This is a genomic window from Streptomyces arenae (genome assembly GCF_022343545.1).
GTDB classification, from domain to species: Bacteria; Actinomycetota; Actinomycetes; order Streptomycetales; family Streptomycetaceae; genus Streptomyces; species Streptomyces humi.
In genome coordinates, this window is the sequence record NZ_JAKQYH010000052.1 from 1 (window position 1) to 25326 (window position 25326).

Genomic DNA, 25326 nt, shown 5'->3' on the forward strand with positions numbered 1-25326 from the left:
GGGGGGGCGGGCCGGGGGGGGGGGCGGGCCCGGGAACAGGGCCGCCCTCACCCTGGACGGTGGCAGGCTTGTTCTCGGTGCCGAGGAATCGCCCAGCGGCGCGGAACGGTGGAGTCGGGGACGCGCTTTCACATCGTCTTGGCCCAGTCGGGGTCGGCCCAGCGCCCTGCCTCCTGCGGACCGGGGAGGTCGGGGCGGTAGCCGGGATCGTGCTCGCGCCGCAGCCTGACGCTCGCGTGCAGCGACGCATCCTTCGGTACGGGGCGGGTGCGCCGACCCGCCAGGATCCACAGCGGTCCGTTGTCGTGGAGGGGTGCGTCGGCGAAGTCCTCGGTCAGGGCGCAGGCTTCGGCGTAGGCGTCGGGCACGAAATCCAGCTCCTGATGGACGCCGTCGACGATCCATTTCAGAGGTATCGAGGAGAGCAAGGGTGCGCCCGCGGCATGTGTGAAGGTGCCGCCCACGTCGGAATGGACACCGGCGAACCACACCTCTTGAGCCGAGTCCCGCAGACGTCCTTCGCGGGCGGTGACGAGGTATTCGCGATAAGGGCGACGTCTTTCATCGAGGGACACGGCATGGCGGATGCGCGCGGCGTTGGGCAGTTGACGGGTGTAGGGCCAGCGCAGATTGCCCAGCCGGAGCACACCGGCTGCCTTCACTGTGTCCCAGAGGCCGAGATAGGCGACCGGCAGGGCATGGTGTGAGACCTGCCGCGGGTTGTTCTGTTTCACCGCTGCCCACAATGGCTCGCTCTCGGTCCGCCGGCAGAAGGCGCCTGAGAAGCGGGCGACCTGCTCCTGGCTCGCCTCGATGTCCTGATTGAACGCGTACTTCGCCACGGCGTACGCGACCAGGTTTTCCGAGCCGGGGCGCATGAGTCCGGGTTTGTTGAGCATGCCGACGAGTGCGCGGGCTGTGTACGCGCCGCGACTGAAGCCGAAAACGTACACACGATCGCCTGGCTGCCAGTGCTGCATCAAGTAGGTGTACGCCTCGGTGAGGTTGGCCTTCAGCCCGGTGCCGAAGGCCAGCCCGCACATGCGGGAGAGCCAGCGACTGGCCGGACCGCGCGCGGTGGCCGACGACATGGTGCCCACGCCCGGGTCGTAGTAGAGCAGCTGACGTTCGGGGTGGTCCGCCTCGAGCATCTCGAACAGCCTCACCACGTTGGTGGGGTGACTGGCACCCACCTGGTTGCCCGAACCGTCCAAGCAGATGACGATATTGCGCGACATGTCTGCACCTCGGCTACCCCGAATGGCTGGCGGCCCGCCTCGATGTACGAGCCCGACGCGACGGGGACACCAGCGGGCCGGACGCAGTCCGCCGATCCGGCTCGATCTGCTGACCGAACGCCTGTAGCGCCACGGAACTGTTGGGCGGCAATACCGCCATCTTGCCCTGCTCCTGCGCTTGCACGAACGCTTGCGCCGCCTCGCTCTCCTCCGGCACGTGGACCAGACGTACGTGACCGTCACCCGAGCCTCGCCGGTCCACCGGAGCGACGGCGCCGTGAGTCCCGTCAGGCAGGGTCACCCACAGCTCGAAGTCCTCATAACGGACGAAGTCCGCGCCTTTCACGGGCCAGGGGTAGTGGTGCTCCCCGGGAACCTGCGGCAGGACTCCCTGGTGGTTGCCGTGGCTCATCGGCACACAGGCGTTGAACAGGCAGTCGGTCCACCGCTCGACGCCATCGGCGTCCGTGACCGGGGTCCGGAGCAGGTCTGCCGACTCTTCGTACCCCAGCGCCGCCAGAGCAGGCAGGGTGAGAGGGAAGGCGTCGACCAGCTCAGCCGCATCCCGGCGCAGCCGATCCACCTTCGACGGCTCGGCGCAGAACTGCATGCTCCACTCGATTCCGACCCTGGCGCGATACATCCGCCAACCGTCACGCCCCTTGACCCACAGGCTGCCACCGTGGTGCATCTCCCAATGCTGGGCACCGGAGGGCCGGGGCTCATAAGGAAGGTCGTCGTTGTCCATTTCCGCGAGAATCTTGTGCGCCGTCCCCTTGGCCGCGCGAAAGTACGCCGATTCGAAGCGCTTGGGGTGATCCACAAGGCGTATCTTCCAGGGATGATGCTCAGACTCCACGCCGCCGAGTTTCAGCCCGGCCGGAGTTCTGTGCGGTGCTGGGGCATGGGAGGTTGTCATGGTTGTTCTCCTCGCGCCGACCGCACGGGCCTGCACGCGCCGACCCGCATTACCGAGTCCCCAGAGCTCCAAAATGTCCTGCTGTCTCGCCGCCGTGGCCCACTGCGGGAACTGCCAGGATGGAGCCTTTCTGTGGCATATCCGCCAGTCACAACCCTATGGCTGTCGTTATGGCATCGCAACCGTGCGAGAAACGCTGAACTGGCGTTCCGCTATTAGCGGTTGCCCGTTCAACTGACCTTGTCAACGGCCGCCTCCGAGGCGGTGTGCAAGGTGGAGCAGATCTGCCAGGTGCAGTACCCGTCCGTCGAAGCCTGGGAGGGGGACATGGAGTGGCTGGGTCCAGCGGGCGGGGATGGCGTCCAGCCCGTAGTACGCCCCCGCGAGGCCTCCGGTCACCGCGGCGACGGTGTCCGTGTCGCCGCCGAGGTCGATGGCCGCGCGTATCGCGTCTTCGAACCCGGTGGTGGTGCGCAGGGCCCAGACAGCGGAGCCCAGGCAGGGCCAGACGGCACCGTTGAACTCGGTTGCCTCATCGGGGTGCCAGTCGGGCGAGAGGACGGTGGCGTAACGGCTGCGGTGGTCGGGGTGGACATGAGCCAGGATGTCCGGGAGCGCGGTGAGGGGGTCGGTGTCCTCGAACATGACGCGGATGAGTGCGTGGAAGATCGCGGTTCCTTCCCAGGCCGCGCGGTCACCGTGGGTGAGAGCGGCGATGCGGCGCGCGGCGTCCATGGTGGCTTCCTGGCCGGCGGCCGCGAAGTGGACTGCGGAGGTCGATGCCCGCATCAAGGAGCCGTTTCCGGCCGCTCGTTGGTTGACCTGGAAATGGATCGCGGCGGCGAGGTCCCAGGGCATGCCGTTGGTCAGGACGTCTTCGGTCTGCAGGCCGATGTCCTTGGGCTCTGATGCCGCCCACCGCTGGAAACGGGCGAAGATGTCGGGAAGATCCAGTCCGCCCTGCTCCAGCAGCGACTCCGCGACCAGGACGGCCATCTGCGTGTCGTCAGTGGCCTCGCCGGGGTCCCAGCCACCGCCTCCGCACATCTCGCCACCGGCACCAGACGCGGGAAACCGCGCGGAGAACGCTCCCTGGGGACCGAACTCGAAGGGCCCGCCCAGCGCGTCGCCCACCGCTGCGCCGACGATCGCGCCGGCGGCCCACTGAATCCGCTTCATTCGCGCAGGCTATGAGACACCCGCACAGGTCACATGGAAATGTCGCCGAGCGAGTACCCGGTGGCCGTGCGGACGGCGCCGGCGCCGGGTGAGGCGGCGGGTGCTGGATGAGTGCCGCATGGGTGCCCATGAGCGCCACGTTCAGAGCTGGGGCCGGGCGGCACCGAACCGGGTGTCCTCGCCCAGCGCGGTCTCCTGGGCGAACGCGGCGTACGAACTCGGGTTGACCAGGGCGTCTGCGGTCGGGATGGTGCTGTAGCGGGGCATGGTGACGCCGTTGATCACGGCCGGGCCCTGCTGCACTCCGGCGACCACCTCGCCCGACCACTCCGGTACGTCGACGCCGGCGTCGAAGCGGAAGTGGCTCGCCTCGTGGATCAGCGCCGCCGCCCGGCCGTTGGGCCCGTGGAAATTCGAGAACTCGTTCCCGATCTCGGTCAGTGTGCCCGGCGTGGTCGCTGCCGCGAACCCCAGGTCCGCCGTCCACTTGAACTGGTCCGGAAGTGCGGTGAGCCGTTCGCGGATTTGCCGGAGCCGGTCGCGGACCGTGTTGACCACGGTCGTGTCCGGGGACCCGGTCATGAAGTGATGCGCGAACGCCGTCAGGGTGGCGGGATCGAGCGGAGTCGCGGCGGCCGCTGTTTCGGCTCGGCCGATCCAGTCCAGCGCGAGCTCGATGGCGGGTCCGGCGTCGAGCAGCGGAAAGAGGCCGTTCCACTGCTCGACGACGTCGGCCGGATCGGTGACGGTGTTGTCAACGACCTCGTGGTTGAAGTCGTAACGGCAGTAGACCGGCGCATTCACGACGAAGCCACCGCTCGAGGTCCGTCGGCCGTCCTGGTTCACCATGGTGGTGACGGTCCGGAACAGGTACGCCTTGGTGCCGAAGGCCCGCAGGCCGGTGATCTCGCCGTCCAGGTCGCGGGTGAAGTCGCCGCTGGTGTGCCAGTTCGGGCCGATCGGCTTCGGGTAGCCGACGGAGGCGGCGTTGGCCGGCCAGTCGAAGCGCATGTAGTCCGAGCCGTGGAAGAAGTAGGCGAAGCCGCTCTTCACGCCACCGCCGGGGAAGACGGCGTCGAGCGTGGTCCAGTCGGACGGCAGGAACCAGTTGTCCGCCGTCGAGGCGGGGTCGCCGTCCGGCTGCAGTCCGACCAGCTTGATCCGCTGGTAGTTGCCGCCCTGGAAGACGTACTCGAAGTCACTGAAGGCCTGTTGGCCGAGCAGCGCGCCGTCCAGATCACGGTCGAACGGCGCGGGGAAGAGCGGTTGGGTCGGCGCACCCGCGGTGACCACGTGGTCCGCCGCCCAGTCGTAACCCACCGACCAGCCGCCGGCGAAGACGACGCTCAGGCTCGGGTCGGCGTCCGGCGTGGGCAGCGCGCCGGCGATGCGAACGGTGGAGGACATAGCGATCCGCCTGGGGGAGAGGAGCAGGGTGGGGGCCGGGACGTCGTCCGGGTCAGGGGCGGCACGGCGGCTCCCTTTCCACGCTAGACCCCTGGGTGCGGGCCCGCACCCGATCGCCGTCGGCCGCGCTCGTCGGCAACTCGACGGAGCCTCACCGTGGTTGGACAGGCCGCTGATCGGGGGACGCCTACCCCGCGGCCCTCGCCGATGCGGCAACGGAGCTGTCCGGCCTGGTCGTCGAGGAGGGGTGACGGCGGTCGGGGCCGGGTGGTGCCGTCGCGTCGACGGCTGTCGCTCCCCAGTGGCGGGCGTCCGCCACCGGAGTGAGCATGGAAGAGAGCGTGGAAAAGCGGTGAAGGCACCGTCGTCGCACCTCACCGCACCCACGACTCCTTCTTCAGCTTCCCATGAGCCCGGGTGAGGCGTTCCTCATGTCATTCCGTACCCGCCGTCCCGTGTCCCTCAGGCTGGGGGAGGAGCTGCGCAACCATCCCGGGAGGGAGTTCGGGGGAGGCGGATTCGGTGGGGGTGGTGGCGGCCGACGCGGCGGGTCCGGTCCGCGGCACGGCCCGCACCCCGGCCCCCCGCACGGTCCCGGCCCGCACCCTGGTCCCGGTCCGCACCCTGGTCCTGGTCCGCATCCCGGCCCCGGTCCTGGTCCTCATCCTGGGGACGGGCCCCCGGAACCCCCGCCGCCGCACGAGGTGGACGTCGCGGAGGGGCCGTTCCGGGTGGTGCGGCCGGCGGACATGCTTGTCGTCGACATCACACTGATGGGCCTGCACTTCGACGGCGCCCGCCACCGTCTCGTGCGCACCCCCGACGCACCGAACGCCTTCATCCTCGTCGGTCTGCCGCCGCAGCACGTGGTGGAAGAGGTCCCCGATCATCTGAACAAGGTCACTGCTCCCATGCAGGCGGTCACCGCCGGCTCCACCCGGCTGGCCTTCTCCGTGCCGGACGACATCAAGGAGCTCGACCTGTCGCTGGACGAGTTGCTCGACTGGGAGCGCCTGGTGCCACTCAGGGTGCCCGATGGCCAACAGGTCCCGGACACGCCGGGGACGACGGTCTTCCAGGGCATCCCCAGAAGCGTCATCGAGTTCCCCACCCGGCTGTTGATCAGCTACGACGAGCCCGTGGACTGGTCGGGCGCGCCGCAGCCCCAACAAGCCGACGGCCGCACCGCGTTGTGGCATGTCCGGCTGCACCCCGCACCGGACGGCGCCGGGCTCGGTGCATCTGACGGCAGCGTGAGGCTGCGGGCCTTCGCGACGGTCACGAACGGCGGGACGCTGCCACCCGGTGCTCCGTACACAGCGCCTGTCCTGCAGGACCTCGTGACTCTCACCAGCCGCATCCCATTGCCAGGAATAGGCGGGCCGCTCGAGGTCCACAGTGATCCCTTGCGCGCGGAGCAGTTCTTCATCACGCCTATGGGCACGTCTGCCCATCTGCACGGTGCCTGGGATCCGTTGACGGATCGTGCCGCCGTCGCCCGCTACGTAGAGGTCGGCCGGCGTGTCCCGGGTCTGGTGGCCTACGACCACATCACAGGGCTGGGGCGTGACCAGTACGTCCGCATCGTCCACCACGGCCACTTGTCCACAGGCCATGAGGCCCTGCACATGCAGGAGTACAAGCGACTCTTCATCGCGCGTCCGGACGACGGAATCGTCGCCTACCTACAGCGGGAGGACCGCATCATCGTCAAGCAGCCGGAGAAGACGTACGGAGCGGGCAACGGCTTCCAGCACGGGGGACGCGAGATGCCGTTCCAGGTGCTGCGCATCACCGACCGCGTCACCCCGCCGATCATTCCGCCCAAGCCCCCTCCCGACCCCCCGCCGCCCCCCGAACAGGACGAGCCGGAACTCACGGCCTTCTGGGTGCGTCTCAAGGAATCCGGAAAGGACCATGAATTCACCTTGATCGGCACGGATTCCGAGGCCCGCAAGGTGAGCTTCACCATGCCGTTGGTGTTCGTTCCCGACGGACTGGGCGACGATGAACAGAAGCAGTTGAACGACCTCTACGATCCGCAGAAGGAAAACACACAGGCCGAGCCCAAAAAGATGGAGCAACGCCAGACGCGGAAGCTGCATGGCCAGGTAATGGCGATGGCGCAGCCCCCGCCCGGCGCTCCCGGCAGCACCAGTCACGCGGTCGACACCCTGACCTTCCAGCTCGGGTCGAACGGCACGAGGGTGGTGGGCCAACCCTGCGTCGCGGCCGCTGAGGTCCGCGTCCCCGCCGTGGAGCAGTTCACCCCGAACGCCGGCTACCTCAAGGTCGAGTTCAACGACACATATCTGCGGCAGACCATGGACGGGCATCCGGCAGGGGCGTACCTGGATCTGAAGAACCAGCTCAAGCTCGTCTTCGGCGCGGCGCAGGCGGGCGGACTCTCCAGCCCCGATGCCATGGTGAAGACGATCACCAGCCAGGCGGGCATCATCCCCGACGTCTTCAAGACGGACCCTACCGGAGTGGTGACTGGTGCTCGCGACATCGAAATCATCAGAGACGCTTTCGGCGGGGCACAACTGCTCGGCATCGACCTCAGCAAGTACCTGGCGGACCCTCCCAAGGACCAACTCGGCGCGCTGCGGCAGCTGACCGACGAGCAGATCGAGAACATACTCACGGACGCGAAGCGTCTGCTGCCCGCGCCCGTGCTGCGTATGCGCGACCTGGCCGACGGACAAGGCAAGGAACTGCGGTATGTGTGGAAGCCGGCGTTGGCCCCGCCTGCGGCCCCCCTGATCGACGTGTCCAAGGCGTCGCTGATCCTGGACGCCCGGACCGTCCGTTCGACGGACGCCGTCGCCAAGTCAACGGTGCAGGGCAGCCTGAGCCACTTCGCGCTGGACTTCCTGGGCATGGCCCGAGTGGAGTTCGAGGAGCTGAGGTTCAAGACCGGCCCGGGTCAGAAGCCCGAAGTGACGGCCTCCGGTGTGGAGCTGAAATTCCGGGGTGCCATGGAGTTCGTCAACACCCTCCGCAGCGCCCTGCCCGCCGATGTCTTCGGCGCCGGCGCGTTCATCGACGTCCAGACCACCGGCATCCGTGCCGGATACACACTCGCCGTTCCCACCCTCTCCCTCGGCGTCTTCAACCTGGCCAACCTCTCCCTGGCGGCCGAGCTGGCGATCCCCTTCGACGGCAAGCCGGTCTCTTTCCGCTTCTCGGTCTGCGAGCAGAAGCATCCCTTCAACCTCACGGTCTCCCTGTTCGGCGGAGGCGGCTACTTCTCCTTGCTGGTCGACGCCAGTGGCGTGCGTGAGGTCCAGGGTGCCATCGAATTCGGCGGCGCCGCGGCGCTGGACCTCGGAGTGGCGAGCGGCGGGGTCTCCATCATGGCGGGCATCCGCTTCACGCTCGTCAAGGGAGTCGACAAGGACGAGGTCAAACTGTCCGGCTACCTGCGGTGCAACGGCTTCCTGACGGTGCTGGGCATCGTCACGGTGTCCGTCGAATTCTATCTGGAGCTCACGTACGAGAAGAAGGGCAAGCAGTCGACGGTCCGTGGCAGGGGCACCCTCACGGTCAGCGTACGGATCGCCTTCTTCAGCAAGTCCGTTTCGCTCGCACTGGAGCGGAGCTTCGCCGGCGCGCCGGTCGACCCGACCTTCGCGCAGTGCTTCTCGAAGGAGCATGACTGGCCGAAGTACTGCGCGGCGTTCGCCGCGTGAGCGAGCCGCGTGGAGACCACCATGGACTTCGAACAGCAGATCAACTGGACCGTTCTCCCCGCCGGGCTGACGGCCGACGGCACGCAGGTCAAGGTGTCGGTGTTCATCGCGCCGCGGCTGCTGGGGCCTGCCCCGCCCGAGCCGCCCGACCCGACGCGACGCCTCACGCTGGCCCCGCACTTCCCCGATTTCCTCCGCTGGCCGGAGAAGATCGCACTCGCCACTTTTGATTTCGCCACCGGGGAGGGCACCGTCGAGCCCTCCACATCCACGGAGGCGGACGAGGAACCCGACACCACGCCCGCTCCCTCGACGCCCTTCGCCACCGGGCTGAAGCCGCAGGGCCCGCTGCCCGACGTGCACTTGTGGCAGGCGCTCTTCGGTGCCGGCACGCCGCTCGATCCCTACACCTTCGAAAGGCATACGGACCAGGTCTGCCAGACGTACTCCGCCAAGGAGGTCAGCACCTTCGTCAAGGACAAATACGCCGCAGCGGCCATGACCTCACCCGAGGCGGCGCCGCCCCCCACCAGACATCTGGTGATGCCACCCAGCGACGGCCCTACGGACGGCGGGGGCGCCGCGGGTCCCGGCGACGTGGGCCCCAGGGACGCGCCCACGGCGGTCGGCGACATCGCCGAGGACGAGGAACCACCGATGCCATCGGAGCTCCAGCGCCTGCACGACTTCCACACGATCGCCATGCCACCGCAGTCACCCACCCTCGCAGGCGAAGAACCGCCGCCACCACCGCGACCCCCGAAGCACGACCCCGACTTCCACGAGATGCTCACCTGGCTCGGCGATCACCCCACCCTGCTGCGGCACCTCGGACTCGTTCTGGACTTCCGCCTTCCGGCCGGCCTGCTCCCCGTCTCGTCAGGGCAGCTGTTCCTGAAAGTCATCCCCCACTGGAAGTCCGAACTGGGAGAAGAGGCGTCGCACGACGTGTCGCCCCGCACGCGATATGTCTTCCTTCCGGACCACCGTGTCTTCGCCCCCCGGGCAGGGGTGCAGACCGACGGCCCGCTGACGCCACCCGCCCGCGGCCTGGTGGAACTGAAGGGGAAGTTCACTCTCGAACCGGCCGACATCGACGCCGCCGCAGGAAAGATGATCGGGCCCGCCGAGAACGCCACCGGGCTCGCCACCGTGCGGACCCATGGGATCGCGCTGGTCAGAGACGATCGCATGGGCAGCCTTCAGCAGGAGTTCGCCCGGGCAGCCGAGCACGACGCGGCGTTCACCCGGGTGGTCGAGCAGCAGAAGGCGCAAGGTGCGACACCCGACCCGCAGAATCCGGGGGCCGTCCCCCACACCTCGGCCGACCAGGTGCCCGCCCCCGAACTCTTCGCCGAGAACCTGGTGCGCGGCCACCGGCTGGACATCTGGGACAAGACCCGGGGCCAGTGGTTCTCGCTGCACGAGCGCGAGGTGGAATACCGGCAGCCGCGCGGCGGCCCGCTCCTGCTCACGGCCTCCGACGAGGGCTTCTTCCAGGCCCACCTGCTGAGACCGCCCCCTGAGGCGATGCATCCCGACCACCTCTACGTGCCCGAGCAACTGGTCACCTGGGACGGCTGGTCACTGTCCGCGCCCCGGCCGGGCCTGGTGCTGGACGCCGATGCGGGCTCGCTGGACGAGGACCGCCACCCCAACGAGCCGGTGCCACTCGACAACGAGGCGCAGACGAAACTGCCGTTGGAGATCACGCCGAATGTGCGAGCCGGCACACTGCCCAGGCTGCGGTTCGGCAACGAGTACCGGGTACGCCTGCGCACCGTCGACCTGGCGGGCAACGGGCTCGCCAAGTCGGAGGCCGACGCGCTGGTCGACCTGGCGGACAACGGAACGGACGGGAATGGGGACGGGGACGGGGCGGCCGCCGAAAGGCTGGAGGACCGGAAGGCCCTGTTGCTCCCCGACGACGCGGGGCTGCTGACCTTCCAGAGGTTCGAGCCCGTTCTGGCGCCCACCGTGGTGGCCAGGTTCCCGTTCGGGGAAGGCGCCTCGGACTTCCGGTTGGTGATCCGCAGCAGCCCGGGATCCGGCCCGCCGCCGGCCACTTCGGGTACGACGCCGGTCGTCACCGTCCACCGGGCCAATGTCCAGCCCGGCATGACCAACGACGAGGTACGCGTCGTCCAGCAGGCCCTCATCGACCAGGGACATCCCCTCCCGGCCGGCCCGACCGGATTCTTCGGCGACCAGACCAGGGCCGCCTATGCCGACGAGCAACGCGCCCAGGGCTTCAGAGGCAGGGACGCCGACGGCAAACCCGGCTGTACGACTCTCGTCGCACTCGGCCGCAAGAGCGGCTTCACCGTCGTCGACTGCGGCAGCGACGGCACCGGCACGGGAACCGGTACCGCGGCCGGCACCGGAGCCGGTATGACGGCGGAGCAGTACGCCGCGGACTTCAACCGGTCGTCGCCTGTCACGTCGGGAGCCCACGCCCCCTACCGGGGAACCGACGAACGCCATGTGGTGGCACCGAAGACCTCGCTGCGCTGCATCGAGTGGCACGGGCTGCTGGACGACGCCATCGGTTCCAGGGACGCGAACGTACAGAACGCGGTCTACGACCTGGCCGTCCGGGAGAGCGGCTCGCTGAGCGACCCGTCCCAGCCGGACGTCGAAGTGACGACGATCAAGTCGCCGGCGGCGGACCCCGAGAATCCGGCGAACACCGTGCTGCACACGGGTCAGCAGGTCGAACTCCCCTACCTCCCTGATCCGTTGTCCACGGGCGCCGTCTTCCTGGACCTGCCGGGCATGCCCGAGGGGCAGCCCTTCCCGGTCCCCTGGGACGGCGACGTCTGGCACCGCCCGCGCTCCCTCAGGCTGCGGCTGGCCGAGGGCACCGCGCCGCCGCGTTTCGACGAGGCGTCCCGGGTGCTGACCGTCTCGCTGCCGAAGGGCGCCGTGGCGACCGTCCGGGTGTGTTCCAGGATCGACTTCGACGAGCACATCATGGGCGTGGCCGGCTGGTGCCGGAAGCAGCAGGAATCGGCACCGAGGCTCGCTGGGGAGGGTGAGGGGGAAGGTGCGGAGAACGGGGCGGCGGCAGCGCGGAGCACCGACGACGTGCTGGCACTGGCAGCCGCCAGCCGGCACTGGATGTTCACCCCCTGGCAGGAACTGACACTGGTCCACGCGGTCCAACAGCCCTTGAAGACACCGGTGTTGAGCCTCGTGCAGCCGCCGACGACCCTGCGTCCCCTGGGAGCGACCGCGGAACACCTCTCCGGGGCCATCGCACTTGACGAGGCCAGTACGGACCGGGTCGACCTGATAGCCGAGTGGACCGAGGTGCGGGACGCCGGCCGCGAGGGCCGCGAGACCCGCGAGATGAACGCCCCGGTCTTCGACCTGTTGACGGCGTGGGCGGCGAGCCGGACGGGCGAACCGGGCGCCGAACCCGCCATCCTCCGGGCCGACGTCCTGACCTTCAACACCGAAGCGACGGAGAAGAAGGCGACGGATGACGCGGCGGACGCGGCGGCGGCCCCGGACAAGCACCCCGGCCAACCCAACCCCGGCAAGCACGAGTTCGGCGACACCAGACACCGGGCGGTGCGCTACCACCCGGTGGCCGGCAGCAAGTTCGCCGACTACTTCCCGGCGGAGTTCGCCGCGCCGGGCAAGAACATGCTGACCGTGGCCGGGCAGCCGCAGGAACACTCCGTACCGAGCAGTGCACGCCCCACGGCGCCGCGACTGCAGTACTGCATGCCCACCCTCACCCTCGAGGAGGTCCAAGGACCGCCCGGCGTCATCGTCCACCGTCGGCACGGTCGCGGGATCCGGGTCTACCTGGACCGCCCCTGGTACTCCTCCGGAGACGGCGAACTGCTCGGCGTGGTTCTCGGCGAACCGCCGGGGGGCGACCCCACGTCCGTACGGGATGCCTGGGTCACCCTGATGGGTCGCGACCCCATCCACCGTTCCGCACCGGTCGTGTCCCCGACCCCGGAGATGTTCACCAACGCGGTGCACCTGGCCCCGAAGCCGCTCCCTCTCGATCCACCCTCGATCGACCTCCTCGTACGGGTCGTCGGCTTCGCCCCACAGTTCGAGAAGGCCGTTCCGAAGCCCGGCGACGACCCGGACAAGGCCGGCCGCTGGTTCTGTGACCTGGATCTGGACACCGGGGACGCGTGTCTTCCCTTCGTGCGGCTCGCCCTCGTCCGCTACCAGCCGGACTCCGTTCCCGGCGCCGAGATCTCCAAGACGGTCCTCGCCGACCTGGTGCGCACCCTGCCCGACCGCGAGTTGCGGGTCACGCTCGGCGACCCGTTGACGGTCAGCGTCAGCGGACCTTCCTGGGACCCCACCGGCTCCCTGCCGCCACGCATCACCGCCACGCTGCAACGCCGCAACCGTCTGGTCGACGACGACGACCTCGGCTGGGTGACCCTCGACGACACCACCACCCAACTCACCTCGGTGGACGCGGAGTCCTCCCACACGCCCTTCTACAAGGGCCAGATCCCGCTACCGCCCGGACGGCGTGGGCCGCTGCGGGTGCTGGTCCTCGAAACCGAGGGGATCCGCCCCGACGTCCCCGCTTCGCTCACGACGCCGGGGCCGGTGATCTACTGCGACACCGTCGAACTCCCACCGAGACCGGGCGGCCCGGGCGGCGACCACGACCACGACCACGACCGCGGCGACGGTCACGATCACGGTGGGCCGGGTGACCACGAGCACGGTGGGCGGGGTGACCACGGTGGCGGATCCGGCGGGTTCCGTCACGACTGACCCGCGGTGGTCTGGCCTGGTGAGGGCGAGGAACTGCAGGCACCTGCTGGCGCTCGGCGTGTGCATTCCGCCAGATGATGTGGCGGCGGATCATGCTGCCCTGCTCCGTGTGGCTGGCGTAGTCGGTGCCGTCCAGGGCGAAGTAGTGCAGGGTGGTGAACTGGGCTTGTGGATCACATCCCGCACGCGGTCCGCGCTGGTGAACGTCACCTCGGCGATCTTCGCCACCGGCACGCCCAGCGCGGACAGCAGCACCATCTGCGCCCGCCGCCAGGTCACCACCGACCCAGTACCTCCGCGGATGATCCGCAGCAGGCGCCTGCCCTTGTTGTCCTCGGGGGTATCGGCGCTCGCATCACTAGACGTTGGGTTCACGCAGGCCGACTGCGTCATGCCGCCAGAACGGCTCCGCATAGACCAGCGTCCCCGTCATCCATGGCTCATGCTCCGGGAGCCTGATGACCTGGAAGGCACCGTCCGGGATGCGCAGGGACGGCTTTCGGAAGCCCAGGCCACCACCGGGCATGAAGCCGAAACGCGAGTAGTAGCCCGGATCACCCTCCAGGAAGACGAGTGGAACAGCCCGCTCGGCGAGGACCCCCAGTCCGTGCCGAACCAGGGCCGAGCCGATACCCCGCTTGTGGAACTCAGGCATCACGGCCAAAGGACTGAGGACTTGCACGTCAACCAGACGACGAGGCGCATCGAGAAGACTGCGGGTGAACATGACATGCCCGACGACCTGCCCGTCGTGCTCGGCGACCACCGAGAGACCGTCCTGGGGTGTGATGGTGTCCCGCAGGGTATCGACCAGGTCGGCCACGACAAGGCCATGGTCACCGAACGCCTGCAGGTGAACATCCCGCACGGCCTGCCTGTCGCTCGGAAGTTCTTCGCGAAGATCCATGCCCGGAGGGTAAAGACCCCTCCGGGCGGCTCGCACACGGTTTTGGAACCGGAAGGACACGCGGCCAGTGACCGCTCAGTTGCACACCGGACCAGCAACCGAACGGAACGCTCGCTCCGGCGGGACAAAGGTTCGCTGATGCGGCACCAGCTGGGGTTGTGTGTTCCGTGTGGAGAGGCACCGGGGTCGTCCACTCGGGTACGGAACCTGCGCCGCAGGATGGTGAAGCTGCGCGGACCCGGCCGACCGCATCCCCTCGCATACGAGATCCTCAAGGCCGTTCCAGTCCAGAGCAACCTGACGGCTGAACTGGAAGAACGCATGGTGGCGGGCATGGTGGCGGGGGTCTTCAACTTCGATCGGCCGCCCATGGTCCACGACCTGTGCAACGACACCGAACGGCTGGCCGACCACCCGGTCATCGCCGCTCTGGCCGGCTCCCACCTGGTGATCGAAGGACCTCCGGGAATGGGCAAGAGCCAGACATCGCCGACCTGATCGCCACCCTCGCAGCCCCGGCCCAACGCGTCCTGTTCGTGGCCGAGAAACGCGCCACGGTCGAAACTCGACGGGATTACGGCGGCCCGCGGTGACCGGGGGCCGTCCGCGGCTCGTTCGACCAGGCCGGCCCACAACGCAGTGACACGCTGCTGCGGGAACGTGCTCGGCAAACGCCGTGCTCACGGCCGGACCGGTCGACGACCTTCCGTCCCCATCTTCACCGGTTCCCCGTCTTGCGGTTGATGCCCACATCTCGGACGCTGCCGAGCTGCTCAATCGCTGTGCCATGACCCAACGCATTGGCCACGCTTTGCTCCAGCCGTCCCAAGACAAGAGGGTCCCCGGGCGGGGTGCCCGGCGCGCTGGGATGGGTATCCTTCCGCTGTTCGGGCACCCGAGACGGCATGCACGGACAACATGCGCGTCCCACCAGCAGCAGTCTCATCGGCCAGGCCTCCACAGCCGGGACATCGCCGTCCGGTCACGACGGCGCCAAGCACTCACGCCGAGGCCGGCGCACCGGCCGCCTGCGCCGCCGGGTCCTCGCCTACCGGGCAATCGATTTCCTGTCCACGCACATCCCGGACGACCCCGGCCCGGGCGACGAATGCCTGCTCCTCGTCCACACCCGCCAGGTCGTCGGCCAGGTCCGGTACCGGATCTGCACGGACTGCGCCCAGGGCCTGATCACCGCCGTCGTCATCGACGAGCGCTTCCACAGCACCGGCCTGGGCACCCGTGCGTTGTCACACCTACGGTCCCGCCACCCGGGACTGACCTGGCGCAGCACGCTGCGCAAGCGCACCACCCGTGACCTCCTGCGTCGGATGCGCATTCCCACCACCGCTTCTGCCACACCCTGCCTTCACACTCACCAGACGCTCTCTGCCCCGACCGGCCCGATACTTGCCGGTGGCTGACCCCGACGCTCAGCGGTCACAGCGCACGGTGGAGAGGGCACCCCTCGTCGAGCCAGCACATCACCGCGCCGCGCGGCGGAGCCGGCATGCGCGAGGGGTGGCAGGGCATCCGGGGTGAAGAAAGTGGGCTGACCGCGTTCTTGGTGCCGCCCGTCGACGTGAAAAGTTCCTTAGGAGTGAGAAGGTGAAGGGCTTCCGCAGCTTCATCCTGCGCGGCAACGTGGTCGATCTGGCCGTCGGCATCGTCATCGGGGCAGCGTTCACCGCCGTGGTCAACGGCTTCGTCAGTGCCTTCCTGACACCACTGGTCGGGCTGGCCACCGGCGTCACCGGCGACATGAGCCGCAAGACTTTCACCGTAGGGGCCACCAAATTCCCCTACGGCACCTTCATCAACGCGGCGATCAGCTTCTTCCTCCTCGCCAGCGCCCTGTACTTCCTGGTCGTGCTCCCGATCAACAAGCTCCACGAACGCCTCGCCCCGCACCAAGACGTCCAGGCCCCCAAACGGGACTGCCCCGAATGCCTCAGCCCCGTACCCGCCCAGGCCCGACGCTGCGCCTCCTGCACCGTCTCCCTGCCCCCCGTACCCGCTCAGGCCGGAGAGACAACCCAGCGCGCCGGGTGACCCGACCTCCATGGCCCGACCTCCATGGCCCGGCCTGGATGGCCGGGCCCGTCGCGGACCGTCGCGGGCCCGTCCGTGGTGACCGCAGTTACCGACGGCGTCCGATGCCGAACCGGCTCCTGTCCACGCCTGGACGCCGCGGCCAGACACGTCCGCGACTTCGACGCCATGCTTCACGACCAACGCGGCGACCTGCTGCCCGGTTGGATGGACCGTGTCCTCACCGATGATCTGCCGGCTATGCACTCCCTGGTCGCCGGCCTTCGCCGGGACCAGGACGCAGTCGTCGCCGGCCTGTCCAGCTTTGGGAACGCGCTGGAGCTGAACTTCTTAACGTTCGAAGTCTCTCGCGGCGTCGTCCCAGCAGAGGCTGCGGAGACCGTGATCGGCGTCCTCGCCTGACGGGATGCCGGGAGTCGCCTGGAACCATACGACGGTCAGTGCGGAGTAGTGCAGCACCGACTCTCGTTCCGGATCGATCGGCTGAGAGGTGAAGGACCCGACGCACGTCACGGCAGGCAGCATCTCGACCGGGCCGAAGCCACCAGCAGGGAGGTCTGGCAACTCCCGGACCGGCGCGACCAGGTGCACCGGAATCGAGGGGCGGTCCTTCTCGACGCTCCTGAGCAGGCGCTCGAGCTTGAGGTCGTTCCAGCGCCGGAACGGGTATCCCTCCAACATCCCGCCATACGTCGAGGACAGTCGCACGTCAGTGAGTTCGATCGAGCGGCCTGAAGTGAGAACTATGTGCGCCAGTGCCATATCTCCCAACCTACCGGCGCAACAGGACCCGACTGCTGGCCTCCGGCTCCGAGGCCGACGTGCCAGTCCGCCGCAGATCCATACTGGAGCACCAACGTTGCCCGGAACCCGGGCATCCTCCGAGGTCACTTGTCAGATCGCCGGGCAACTGGAGGCACCGGCCGCCGACCACGGCCGAGGAGTTCTCAGCCCGTTGTCGGGGCGGAACTGGGCACTGTGCCACCCTCGACCCCGCCTCCGGCGATCGTGTCGATGTCCACCGGGGTAGAAGTGGCGTTCGGCGGCGGGGTGAGCACGACCACCTCCATCGAGGACGGCGGTGGCGGGGTCAGGTCGGACGCAGGCAGCGTGGGTGGACTGGTCTGTTTCAAGAGCGTCTGATCGAAGTTGACCAGGCCAGTCTTTTCCATGACGGTGATGTGATCGAGAACGGTGTCGTTGGCCTGGTCGGCCAAGGCGCGGACGAGCGTGTTCTTGGTGGTGGACCGGATCTTCGCCACCGTGTTGAAGATCGATCCGTGCGTCATGCGCAGGATGTTGGCGAAGTCCGCATCGAACTGCGCGCCGTTTTCGGCCGTCAGGGAGAACACGAAGCCCTGCTGTTGAGGACTGGCCACATTGGGCAGCGTGATGTTCAGCATGGGCGCGATCCGGCGGCAAGTGACGTCCAGTGCGCCATGTCCGTCGACCAGGTGTCGGCTCGCGGTCACAACGGCTTTCGTAGTTCCTTTCTGCAAGCCGATCTGGCCGACCGGGTACTCCCACAGCCCAGCCGCGCGTACCTTCACGACGAAGTCCCGGTCCGACTCGGTCAGCGGGCCCCATTGTGTCTGGGCGATGACGGGGTCGGAGGAGGCGGACGCGGTGCCGGCTCCCCATGTGTTCGGGTAGACGAGCGTCGCGAGCGCGAGACTCACCGCGCCGCCGATGACGAAAGCTCCCGTCACGTTCCACGAGAAGCGCACTGGACCTCCTGTAGTTCATAGAGCCGTCCAGGGACGGGGGTCTACGCAGCAGTACGAACGCAGGACGAACAAGACTCGACAGCTTCAGCAAAGGTTCACAGGAAGCAGACCAGGATCGGCCTTGTCGTCGTTCGGGTGGTCCCCGCAGGCAACGCACATTGACGGTGGTCGCCGGCGTGGGGGCTGACCGGTCGCCCGCTGATCTCAGGGTGTACGCCGTTGAACTGCGGGATATCCGCCTCTCATGAGGCTCATGGCGGAGTTGCGCGATGCTGACCGGTCGCTGACCAGGCGGGCGGCCGACCGCATTCCTCCGCGCGTCGGCAAGACACTGTCGGCGGTGGAGGAGGCGGCCGAGAGTACGAAGCTGTGGTGCGCGGCTGCCGCCGTGATGGCGGGGCTGGGCGGGTGGCGCGGCCGCAACGCAGCGGCCGTCGGCATGGGCGCACTGGCCGTGGCGCAGCTGATCGCGAACGGCGTGTGCAAGCAGGTAGCCGACCGGCCCCGGCCGCCGAAGGAATGGTTCCCGCACGACGAGGCCGACGACCGCCCCGACTCCTCCTCCTTTCCCTCCGGACACACCGCCGCCGCCGTGGCGTTCTCCGCCGCCGTGCTGCCCACGTGGCCGGCCGCCGCAGCAGTGTGCGCCGTCCCGGCAGGTTTGGTGGCGCTCGAGCGGGTGCAAAGCGGCGCCCACTACCCCAGCGACGTCGCCGCCGGCGCCGTCATCGGCCTGGCCGGCGCCTGGCTCACCCGCCACGCCCCACGCCTCATCCGGCTCCACCGGCCCTGCCCCGGAGCGCGCCGGGGCGGCTGACACCGGGGCCGTCGCGGCTCGTGCGGCCGGCCCGCCCGGAACGTGCTCGAGCGGGCCGGGGTGGTGTACCGGCGCAGCCCCACCTGCCCGGCAACGCCTGCGTCAACGCCGGCTGGCACGCCGGCATGCAGAGCGGTCGGCGCCACCGCAGCAGGCCGGGTGGGCGTGGCTGAGTTCCGCCCCCCGCCCCCGCCCCGAGGCACGGCAGTGACGGCGGAAGGCGTTGGCGCCCAACTGAGTGATCCGTAGCGGAATGCGGGGTGGATTGGTCGGGGATCTCTTTTCACCTGATCAGGTATGGGACCAATCCGCCCGGCTGGCAGAACCGGATTCCCCCCGTGAGGGACGAGGAGAAGTATCAGCGAGTACGGCCGGGTTGGCCCCGTGTGGCGCTGGGTGCGCTGAGCGGGGCGCTGGCCGGCTTCGCGTCGCTGGCGGTGGCCGAAGTGGTCACCGCGGTGGTGCGTCCGCAGTCCAGTCCGGTCATCGCGGTGGGCGGGGCGTCCATCGACGCAACTCCCGCTGCGGTCAAGGACTGGGCGATCCGCCACTTCGGCACCAACGACAAACTCGTGCTGCAGCTCGGCATCCTCGCAGTGCTGGCCGTGCTGGCTCTGGGGCTGGGTGCGCTGGCGGTGCGGTTTCGGCGGGTCGGGGCCGCCGGGGTCCTTCTCTTCGGAAGCGTCGGGGCGGTGGCCGCGGTGAGCCGCCCCGACTCCAGCGGCCTCACCGACGCACTTCCGTCCGTCATCGGGGCCGTTGCCGGGGCGCTGCTCTTGTATGTGCTGGTGGGCCGCCTGACCGTGGTGAGGCGACGAGCAGCGTCGACATCCGACTTGGCGGCCGGGGAAGCGGGAGACGGTGTGCCTGCGTCTGCGGGCTGGGACCGTCGGGGATTTGTCCTCGCGGCCGCATCCGCGGCAGCGGCCTCTGCTGCGGTGGGCGCGGTCGGCCGGTCCCTGAACGCCTCCCACGGCCAGGACGCGATCGCCTCCCGCAGGAAGCTCGTACTGCCCTCTCCCGGGTCACGGGCTCAACCGGTCCCCAGCCGGGCCGGACTGCGCGTGCGAGGGATCAGCCCCTTCGTCACCCCCAACGCGGATTTCTACCGGGTGGACACCGCGCTGGTGGTGCCCAAGGTGGATGCCACCGCCTGGCGGCTGCGGATCCACGGCAAGGGCGTACAGCGTCCTGGAACCTACTCCTTCGAGGACCTGCTGCACCGTGAGCTGATCGAACGGGACATCACCCTGACCTGCGTCTCGAACGAGGTCGGCGGCCCCTATGTGGGTAACGCCCGCTGGATCGGCGTACGGCTGGCCGACCTGCTCGCCGAATGCGGGGTCAAGCCTCCGTCCCGTGGCGGGCCGGCGGATCAGTTGGTGTCCCGGTCGGTGGACGGCATGACGATCGGCAGCCCGGTCGAGGACGTCATGGACGGCCGCGACGCCATGCTCGCCCTCGGTATGAACGGCGAGCCGTTGCCCTTCGACCACGGCTTCCCCGTCCGGATGGTCGTGCCGGGCCTGTACGGATTCGTCTCCGCCTGCAAGTGGATCAAGGACATCGAGCTCACCACCTTCGACTCCTACGACCCGTACTGGGTCAAGCGCGGCTGGGCCCGCAAGGCCCCGATCAAGACCGCCTCACGCATCGATACCCCCAAGCCGTTCGCCCGGCCCAAGGCCGGCGCGGTGATGATCGCCGGGGTCGCCTGGGCCCAGCACCGGGGCATCGACAAGGTCGAGGTCCGTATCGACGACGGCCCCTGGCAAGAAGCCGACCTGGCCGCCGAGGACACGCGCGACACCTGGCGCCAGTGGTCGCTGCCCTGGCAGGCCGCCACGGGCGGCCACACCCTCACCGTCCGCGCCACCGACCGGACCGGCGCCGTGCAGAGCGACAAACGCACGCGCACGATCCCCGACGGCGCCAGCGGATGGCACTCCGTCGTCGTGACCGTCGACTGACCCCCACCACATGGGCACCGCGCCCTTCCCCTGAACCACCCTTCCGCAACACCCCGACGCAGCCGTATCACGCTGCATCTTCCAACAGGAGAACATGATGAACACCCGTATCCGCCGTACCGCCGGACTCTTCGCCGCGGCCGCCGTACTTCCCCTGGCCCTGACCGCCTGCTCCCAAGACAGCAGCGACTCGGGCAAGTCCGACTCCTCGAACAAGGCGTCGGCTCCGGCCACCAGGAGCAGCGACGACATGGGCGGCGGCTCGAGCGGCAACGCGAGCAGCGTGGACCAGCCGTTCGGCCCTGCCTGTGCCTCCGTGCCGAAGAACGGTGCCGGCTCCTTCGACGGCATGGCCAAGGACCCGGTCGCCACCGCCGCCTCCAACAACCCGGCCCTGTCGACCCTGGTGACCGCGGTGAAGAAGGCCGGCCTGGTCGACACCCTCAACAACGCGCAGAACATCACGGTGTTCGCGCCGACCAACGACGCCTTCAACAAGATCCCGAAGGCCGCCCTGGACAAGGTCCTCAACGACAAAGCCCAGTTGACGAAGATCCTCACCTACCACGTCGTCGGCCAGAAGCTCACCCCCACGGACCTTCAGAACGGCTCCTTCGACACGTTGGAGAAGTCGAAGGTCACGACCTCCGGCTCGGGCGAGTCCTACACCGTCAACGACTCCGCCAAGGTCGTCTGCGGCAACGTCAAGACCGCCAACGCCAACGTCTACATCATCGACACCGTCCTGATGCCCAAGAGCTGACTCCTTCACGGGCCGAGGACACACGCCCCGCCCGGCCGCCTCGACGGGAGCGAGTCGGGCGGCGCGCGTCCTCCCATCCGGGGCATCCGCCAGCCACCCCACCGGCAGGGCCTGGCGGATGCCCCTCATCCAAGGGTTTCACCCGTTGGGGGAGGGAGACATCACGCTCGCGGCCGGGGCGGCGCCGCTGAGATCGGCGGTACCGCCCCGGTGGTGCCTGTGGTGCCTGTGGTGCTACAAGGGTCTCGGTCATCAGCAGGGGGCCCGTGCGTTTGTGTTGTCAGGGTTGCAGCAGCCGGAAGTCGGCGGCGTCGAACTGGTGGCCGTTGACCTGGAGTTGGACCTGATGGGCGCCTGGGTAGTAGACGCGGGTGGTGATCGGCCGGAACGAGTGCTCGCGTGTGAGCTCGGTCGACTGGCCGGGGTCCAGGGTGCGTTTGGCAAGCTTGAAGACTTTCGGGGCGGTCCTGCCGTTCGCCTTCATGTGATGGATGACGTAGTCGATGGAGAGAGTGATCGGCCGCCCGGAGATGTTGGTGATCCGGGCGGTGAAGATGAGCGCGCCTCCGAACGGGATGTCGGTCTCTTCCGGCAGCGGTCCGACGACCGTGAAATCGTCGCGGCCGCCGTGGAAGCCGACCAGGCGCAGGGCGTTCGAGTCGCCTTGCTTGACCAGGGTGCGCATCGCGTGGCGGATCAGGGCCGGTGTGGTGTCTTCCGGGTTTTCGGCCCAGCGCGCGGCGGTGCGGCCGGCGAGGCCGGCGTCCAGGCGGGAGACGTCGTTGAGGTGGTTGGCGACCGAGCGGCGTACGAACGCCGAGTTGTCCGGGTAGAGGGCGTCCAGGATCGGGATGCTCAGGGCGGGGTTGTGGTTGAGGGCGGGGACCTGGCGCGCCCAGGGCAGTTTGGGCCGGGTGCCTTCGCTGGCCAGTCGGCGCACGGCCTCCTCGGGTGAGGCGGTCCAGGTCCGGGCGGCGGCAAGGGTGCGTTCCAGGTCCGCGTTCAGGAAGGTGCGTAGCGCGAATTCGCTGGTCAGCCGCGGTGTGAGGGCGGCCATGAGGGTCAGGCCGTCGTCGAGGTCCTTGCCCGTGCCGGAGCCGGTGGCCGCGGTGGCGACGGCCTCGGTGACCGGCCAGACCATCCAGCCGGTCAGATCTTCTCGGGGGAGCGCCGCGCGGACCGCGCGGGACAGGCGGCGGTAGTCGTGGCCGGCGTCGGCCAGCAGCGCCTCACCGACCGTACGCGCACGGTCGCTTAGGCCGAGCGATGCCAGCGTCCGTGCACTCTCGGCGACGGTCTGCCACGACGAGGTCCCGGGTGAGGTCTCCTGGAGGATCGACGCCAGGCTGCGGATGCTGCCGGGGCTGATCAGCTCGTCGGCGGTGGGCACTGGTCCTCCAGGCGGAATGAGATGTGAGTCGGATGTTCAGGCAGGCGTGCGGGGGGTCGTTGGGCGTGGCAGGGTGCGAGCACATCGAAGGGTTGGTTGCGGCAACGGATGTTCCGCCGCCACGACCAACCCCTCGACGGACCATATCCGCAGTGCGCCGGGCCGCCGCAGGGTGCGTGCCCGGCGCGCCCGGCACACTCGGACTAGGCCGCTCCGGGCTAGGCCGCTTCGGGGAAGTCCGCGGCCCGGGAGGCGGTCTCCTGGGCGCGCAGTTCGTCCAGGGCGCCGCGTAGTTGGTCGTGGACGCGGTCGTAGCCGCGGTTGCCCAGGACGACGCGGCGGGGCGGGGAGTCCTGCCGCATGGCGTCGACCACGGCCTTGACTCCGCGGCGGGGATCGCCGGGCTGGCGGCCGTCCTGGCTGACCATGTCCACCCGCACCGTCTCCACGAACGCCCGGTAGGCCTCAACGGTCTCGGTCACCGGCTCCTCGGCGAAGCCGGCGTAGGCCTGGGTGCGGAAGGCCCCCGGCTCCACGGCGAGGACCTGGATACCGAACGGTTCCACCTCGGTGCGCAGCGCGTCGGTCATGCCCTCCACCGCGAACTTGGCGGCACTGTAGAAGCCGAAACCGGGCACGCTCGCGATCCCGGCGACCGAGGACATGTTGACGATCCAGCCGCTGCGCCGCTCCCGCATTCCGGGAAGCACCGCGCGGACGAGGTCGACGACGGAGAAGAAGTTCAGCTCGAAGGTTCGGCGTACATCTGCCTCCGGGGAGCCCTCGACCGATCCGTACCAGCCGCGGCCGGCGTTGTTGACCAGTACGTCGATCCCGCCGAAGTGCGCTTCCGCGGCCTGGACCGTGTCCCGGACCTGCTGAGGGTCAGTGGTGTCCAGCTCCAGCAGCAGGATCCGCTCACGCGCCTCGGCGCCGTGCAGGTCGGCCCATTCCTTCAGCTGTCCGGGTCGGCGTGCGGTCAGCACGACGTTGTCGCCCTGCTCCAGTGCGACGTCGGCAAAGGCCCTGCCGAAACCGCCGGTACCGCCGGTGATGAACCATGTCTTCATGATGCTTTTCCTTGGCGTGTGCGAGGCGACAGCAGGTCAGGGGGCGATGACCAGGCTGCTGATCAGTGCGCCCTCGAGGGTGAAGCGGTAGTTGAGGTCGGCGCTGCCGCCGGGGAAGTCGCCCTCCAGGTGCTGGGTGAGGGTGAACCCGTGGGTGCCGGTGCGCTCGGCGGCCACCGGCGTGGTGGTGTACGTGAACTCGGATGCGGCGTTCGCGATCCAGTCGGTGACCGAGGGGATGCCGGTGTGGGTGTGGCCCTCATCGGTCACGCTCGCCTGCGGGGTCAGGATCCCGGCTACTCCGGTGGGGTCCCGGGTGTCGAGCACGGTCAGGAACTGCTGGATGACGGCGGGCAGTTCGGTGATGTCGATAGGGACGGTGCTGTCGGTCATGTCGTGCCTTACGCGAGTTGATCGGGTGGGGGAGGCCCCGGTGGTCCACTGCGGAGGGAGGGGCACGGGGTCGCCGGAGGCGAAGTGGCGTCTTGGCCGGTCCGCCCAGAGGGGTGGAGGCTCGCGCCGCTAGATACTTCTAAATCAGAAGTGACTGACTTCTATATTAGCAGCCACTGGCGCGGCGGCGACCCGGCAGTCACACGCCGGGGACGATGCCGGCACGTACCGGCCCGCGCTCGGCCATTCCGACGAGTTCGAGCACCGTCGCGGCAGGGACCGGCACCCCAGGGGCCTGCAGGCCCCAGTGGAACCGCTCGGCCTCGCCCAGGCCGGTGGGGGGCGTGCCCTGGTACGGCGCCACGTACACCGGGGTGGTGGGTTCGCTGCGCCAGCTGTCCTCGAGCGTGCCGATGTCGACCGTGTCGAAACCGAGGCGGTCGATCAGGCGGGCGGCGTCACGCTTGGCCTGCGCATCGTTCCCGGCGACGGGCAGAGCGCTGCGGTCGGGTGCTCCGGCCGGGCGGGCCAGGGTGCCCAGCTGGTGGGCGGCGATGTTGTTGAAGGCCTTGACCACGGTGGCGCCGGCCAGGTGCTGCTGCACCAGGGTGCTGGAGGTGATCCGGTCGGATTCGAACTCGTCCATCAGGCCGTCACGCTGGGGGTAGTAGTTCATGGTGTCCAGCACGGTCTTGCCCGCGAGCGCATCCGCGGGGAGCCGGTCGTAGGCGATCAACGGGATCGTCACCACGACCAGGTCGCCGGCGCGGGCGGCCTGCTCAGGGGTGGCGGCGCCGGCCCGCGGGCCGAGCTCCGCCACGAGGTCGGCGAGGCTCTCGGGCCCGCGCGAGTTGCTCAGGACGACATCGATTCCCGCGGCGACGGCCAGTCGGGCCAGGGTCGAGCCGATCGCTCCGCTGCCGATGAGTCCGAGTGTTTGAGGCATTGCCTTTTCCCTTCACGGCATGACGGGCGGCCGGCCCCGGAGGTCCGGGCACCCGAGTGACTTCCAAAACGAAAGCGAGTCACTTTCAATCT

General features: G+C 69.0%; 19 protein-coding genes and 1 pseudogene. 8 read left to right on the forward strand and 12 right to left on the reverse strand.

Annotated elements, in window-relative coordinates; all coding sequences use genetic code 11:
- Positions 1-128 precede the first annotated feature (128 nt).
- The 4 genes from MB828_RS22420 to MB828_RS22435 all read right to left on the reverse strand — a co-directional run bounded on the left by MB828_RS22420 (position 129) and on the right by MB828_RS22435 (position 4743).
- The gene (locus tag MB828_RS22420; RefSeq protein WP_301649758.1) at positions 129-1238 is read right to left on the reverse strand and encodes a DUF2235 domain-containing protein; all 1110 of its coding nucleotides are present in this window, start codon (positions 1236-1238) and stop codon (positions 129-131) included.
- A gap of 13 nt (positions 1239-1251) precedes the next feature.
- Positions 1252-2157 carry a DUF6424 family protein gene (locus MB828_RS22425; protein ID WP_301649759.1) on the reverse strand — a complete coding sequence of 302 codons (906 nt, stop codon included), beginning with the start codon at positions 2155-2157 and terminating at the stop codon, positions 1252-1254.
- 243 nt (positions 2158-2400) lie between these two features.
- Complete coding sequence (locus tag MB828_RS22430) at positions 2401-3336, reverse strand: ADP-ribosylglycohydrolase family protein (protein ID WP_301649760.1); 936 nt, start codon at positions 3334-3336, stop codon at positions 2401-2403.
- A 141-nt stretch (positions 3337-3477) separates the two neighbouring features.
- A complete protein-coding gene (locus tag MB828_RS22435; RefSeq protein ID WP_301649761.1) occupies positions 3478-4743 on the reverse strand; it encodes a hypothetical protein in 1266 nt (421 codons plus the stop codon).
- Between the two features lie 749 nt (positions 4744-5492).
- Between MB828_RS22435 and MB828_RS22440 the strand changes: the two genes are divergently transcribed.
- Positions 5493-8438, forward strand: coding sequence for a hypothetical protein (locus MB828_RS22440; protein ID WP_301649762.1), 2946 nt, complete (start codon positions 5493-5495; stop codon positions 8436-8438).
- A 21-nt stretch (positions 8439-8459) separates the two neighbouring features.
- Positions 8460-13202, forward strand: coding sequence for a hypothetical protein (locus MB828_RS22445; RefSeq protein WP_301649763.1), 4743 nt, complete (start codon positions 8460-8462; stop codon positions 13200-13202).
- A gap of 168 nt (positions 13203-13370) precedes the next feature.
- On the opposite strand, the pseudogene MB828_RS46670 reads toward MB828_RS22445, so the two are convergent.
- Positions 13371-13595, reverse strand: a pseudogene (locus MB828_RS46670) (hypothetical protein); the annotation flags it as partial.
- Positions 13561-14109: a GNAT family N-acetyltransferase gene (locus MB828_RS22450; protein WP_301649764.1), complete on the reverse strand. Its 549-nt coding sequence runs from the start codon at positions 14107-14109 to the stop codon at positions 13561-13563. The gene MB828_RS22450 and the pseudogene MB828_RS46670, both read right to left, overlap by 35 nt.
- Positions 14110-14328: 219 nt before the next feature.
- On the opposite strand from MB828_RS22450, the gene MB828_RS22455 reads away from it, so the two are divergent.
- The 3 genes from MB828_RS22455 (at position 14329) to mscL (ending at position 16158) form a co-directional block, all read left to right on the forward strand.
- Entirely contained in the window at positions 14329-14607 is a 279-nt protein-coding gene (locus MB828_RS22455; RefSeq protein ID WP_301649765.1) for a hypothetical protein, read from the forward strand.
- A 407-nt stretch (positions 14608-15014) separates the two neighbouring features.
- Positions 15015-15530 carry a hypothetical protein gene (locus MB828_RS22460; RefSeq protein WP_301649766.1) on the forward strand — a complete coding sequence of 172 codons (516 nt, stop codon included), beginning with the start codon at positions 15015-15017 and terminating at the stop codon, positions 15528-15530.
- Positions 15531-15714: 184 nt separating this feature from the next.
- Entirely contained in the window at positions 15715-16158 is a 444-nt protein-coding gene (mscL, locus tag MB828_RS22465; protein WP_301649767.1) for a large conductance mechanosensitive channel protein MscL, read from the forward strand.
- 330 nt (positions 16159-16488) lie between these two features.
- Here mscL and MB828_RS22470 read toward each other — a convergent pair whose 3' ends face one another.
- Both MB828_RS22470 and MB828_RS22475 read right to left on the reverse strand, forming a co-directional pair.
- A complete protein-coding gene (locus MB828_RS22470) occupies positions 16489-16920 on the reverse strand; it encodes a hypothetical protein (protein WP_301649768.1) in 432 nt (143 codons plus the stop codon).
- A gap of 185 nt (positions 16921-17105) precedes the next feature.
- Positions 17106-17885 carry a DUF4142 domain-containing protein gene (locus MB828_RS22475; RefSeq protein WP_301649769.1) on the reverse strand — a complete coding sequence of 260 codons (780 nt, stop codon included), beginning with the start codon at positions 17883-17885 and terminating at the stop codon, positions 17106-17108.
- Positions 17886-18129: 244 nt separating this feature from the next.
- Between MB828_RS22475 and MB828_RS22480 the strand changes: the two genes are divergently transcribed.
- The 3 genes from MB828_RS22480 (at position 18130) to MB828_RS22490 (ending at position 21435) form a co-directional block, all read left to right on the forward strand.
- Positions 18130-18702 carry a phosphatase PAP2 family protein gene (locus tag MB828_RS22480; protein WP_301649770.1) on the forward strand — a complete coding sequence of 191 codons (573 nt, stop codon included), beginning with the start codon at positions 18130-18132 and terminating at the stop codon, positions 18700-18702.
- A gap of 338 nt (positions 18703-19040) precedes the next feature.
- Positions 19041-20672, forward strand: a complete 1632-nt coding sequence (locus MB828_RS22485) for a molybdopterin-dependent oxidoreductase (RefSeq protein ID WP_301649771.1) — start codon at positions 19041-19043, stop codon at positions 20670-20672.
- A 97-nt stretch (positions 20673-20769) separates the two neighbouring features.
- Complete coding sequence (locus tag MB828_RS22490) at positions 20770-21435, forward strand: fasciclin domain-containing protein (protein WP_301649772.1); 666 nt, start codon at positions 20770-20772, stop codon at positions 21433-21435.
- Between the two features lie 280 nt (positions 21436-21715).
- Here MB828_RS22490 and MB828_RS22495 read toward each other — a convergent pair whose 3' ends face one another.
- The 4 genes from MB828_RS22495 to MB828_RS22510 form a co-directional block, all read right to left on the reverse strand.
- Complete coding sequence (locus MB828_RS22495; protein WP_301649773.1) at positions 21716-22825, reverse strand: DNA alkylation repair protein; 1110 nt, start codon at positions 22823-22825, stop codon at positions 21716-21718.
- 218 nt (positions 22826-23043) lie between these two features.
- Positions 23044-23895 (reverse strand): SDR family NAD(P)-dependent oxidoreductase, encoded by an 852-nt coding sequence (locus MB828_RS22500; RefSeq protein ID WP_301649774.1) that lies wholly within the window; start codon positions 23893-23895, stop codon positions 23044-23046.
- Positions 23896-23931: 36 nt separating this feature from the next.
- Positions 23932-24288 (reverse strand): nuclear transport factor 2 family protein, encoded by a 357-nt coding sequence (locus MB828_RS22505; RefSeq protein ID WP_301649775.1) that lies wholly within the window; start codon positions 24286-24288, stop codon positions 23932-23934.
- A gap of 199 nt (positions 24289-24487) precedes the next feature.
- Entirely contained in the window at positions 24488-25234 is a 747-nt protein-coding gene (locus tag MB828_RS22510; RefSeq protein ID WP_301649776.1) for an NADPH-dependent F420 reductase, read from the reverse strand.
- Positions 25235-25326: the final 92 nt, after the last annotated feature.

Bases quoted from the DNA above. Each gene is read 5' to 3' on its own strand.
- MB828_RS22450 (WP_301649764.1), bottom strand. From the start codon at position 14,109: ATGGATCTTCGCGAAGAACTTCCGAGCGACAGGCAGGCCGTGCGGGAT.
- MB828_RS22425 (WP_301649759.1), bottom strand. From the start codon at position 2,157: ATGACAACCTCCCATGCCCCAGCACCGCACAGAACTCCGGCCGGGCTG.
- MB828_RS22470 (WP_301649768.1), bottom strand. From the start codon at position 16,920: ATGGCACTGGCGCACATAGTTCTCACTTCAGGCCGCTCGATCGAACTC.
- MB828_RS22500 (WP_301649774.1), bottom strand. From the start codon at position 23,895: ATGAAGACATGGTTCATCACCGGCGGTACCGGCGGTTTCGGCAGGGCC.
- MB828_RS22445 (WP_301649763.1), top strand. From the start codon at position 8,460: ATGGACTTCGAACAGCAGATCAACTGGACCGTTCTCCCCGCCGGGCTG.
- MB828_RS22510 (WP_301649776.1), bottom strand. From the start codon at position 25,234: ATGCCTCAAACACTCGGACTCATCGGCAGCGGAGCGATCGGCTCGACC.
- MB828_RS22455 (WP_301649765.1), top strand. From the start codon at position 14,329: ATGGTGAAGCTGCGCGGACCCGGCCGACCGCATCCCCTCGCATACGAG.
- MB828_RS22505 (WP_301649775.1), bottom strand. From the start codon at position 24,288: ATGACCGACAGCACCGTCCCTATCGACATCACCGAACTGCCCGCCGTC.
- MB828_RS22430 (WP_301649760.1), bottom strand. From the start codon at position 3,336: ATGAAGCGGATTCAGTGGGCCGCCGGCGCGATCGTCGGCGCAGCGGTG.
- MB828_RS22480 (WP_301649770.1), top strand. From the start codon at position 18,130: ATGAGGCTCATGGCGGAGTTGCGCGATGCTGACCGGTCGCTGACCAGG.
- MB828_RS22460 (WP_301649766.1), top strand. From the start codon at position 15,015: ATGCACGGACAACATGCGCGTCCCACCAGCAGCAGTCTCATCGGCCAG.
- MB828_RS22490 (WP_301649772.1), top strand. From the start codon at position 20,770: ATGAACACCCGTATCCGCCGTACCGCCGGACTCTTCGCCGCGGCCGCC.
- MB828_RS22420 (WP_301649758.1), bottom strand. From the start codon at position 1,238: ATGTCGCGCAATATCGTCATCTGCTTGGACGGTTCGGGCAACCAGGTG.
- MB828_RS22435 (WP_301649761.1), bottom strand. From the start codon at position 4,743: ATGTCCTCCACCGTTCGCATCGCCGGCGCGCTGCCCACGCCGGACGCC.
- MB828_RS22440 (WP_301649762.1), top strand. From the start codon at position 5,493: ATGCTTGTCGTCGACATCACACTGATGGGCCTGCACTTCGACGGCGCC.